Origin of the sequence: Stenotrophomonas pictorum JCM 9942, from assembly GCF_001310775.1 — a bacterium.
Classification (GTDB): domain Bacteria; phylum Pseudomonadota; class Gammaproteobacteria; order Xanthomonadales; family Xanthomonadaceae; genus Stenotrophomonas; species Stenotrophomonas pictorum.
The window spans coordinates 1-999 of sequence record NZ_BAZI01000647.1 but is presented as its reverse complement, the minus strand read 5'-3'; the positions used below and the strand labels follow the sequence as shown (position 1 = coordinate 999).

At 68.4% G+C, this 999-nt stretch carries 1 protein-coding gene and 1 pseudogene; both read left to right on the top strand.

What is annotated here, in order from left to right; all coding sequences use genetic code 11:
• Window positions 1-301, top strand: a 301-nt coding sequence (locus JCM9942_RS16770; protein ID WP_157723028.1) for a c-type cytochrome, incomplete at its 5' end; no start/stop codon positions are given.
• A 260-nt stretch (window positions 302-561) separates the two neighbouring features.
• Window positions 562-999: pseudogene (locus JCM9942_RS16765) on the top strand (ExeM/NucH family extracellular endonuclease); the annotation flags it as partial.

The following is a 999-nucleotide window of genomic DNA, read 5'->3' as shown; positions in this document are numbered from 1 at the left end:
GGCGGCGGCGACAGCGGCGGCAATGGCCAGTGGCGCATATGGCGGCACCCTGGATGGCAAGGTCATCTACGACAACCTGTGTACCGCCTGCCACACCAACGGCGTGGGCATGGCGCCAACGCTGGACCACGCGCACTGGGACGCGCGCATCGCCCAGGGCAAGGAAACGCTGTACAAGCACGCCATCGAGGGCTACACCGGCCCGAACGGCGGCATCATGCCGCCCAAGGGCGGCAATGCGGGCCTGAGCGAAGAGCAGATCCATGCGACGGTGGACTGGATGCTCGCCAACCTGAAGTAGCAAGCCGCCATATTCGGCAGCGGGCAACCGGCCGCATTGCTGCAGAATATCCAGCGCCGCCTTTCCAGGGCGGCGCTTCTGTTTTCCGTATCCCTGTTGCGCTTTCTTTTGGAGTCGTCCATGCGCTGTTTTCCTTCGCTACTCGCTCTGGCCCTGGCTGCGGCAGGTGCCGGTCCGGTTTTGGCTGCGTCCCCGGCCAGTGTGTTGCCTGTCGGTACGGTGCAGGGCAGCGGCGGGCGCAGCCCTTATGAAGCAAGCCGGTGACGGTCGAGGCGATGGTTACCGCCGACATGCGTGACGGCCTGGGCGGAGTGTTTGTGCAGGATGCCGGGGATGGCGATGCGGCGACCTCCGACGCGCTGTTCGTGCGCCTGCCGGACGGCCAGCAGGTCCAGGCCGGGCAGTGGCTGCGCCTTCGTGGCACTGTGCAGGAGCAGGCTGCCGGCAAGGACGGCCCGTCGCTGACCACCCTGCAGGCCGACACGGTAGTGGCGCTGGCCGCGCGTGCGGCGCCGGCGGTCACCCTGATCGACGATGCGCCGGTCAGCTGGGAAGCGCTGGAGGGGATGCAGGTCCGCATCACCGCGCCGTTGACACTGGCCGGGCAGGATGGCCTGCAGCGTTTCGGCAAACTCACCGCCGCCTTCGGTGGCCGCCTGTGGCAGCCCAGCGAAGTGGCCGCCGCCGGCAGCCCGGAG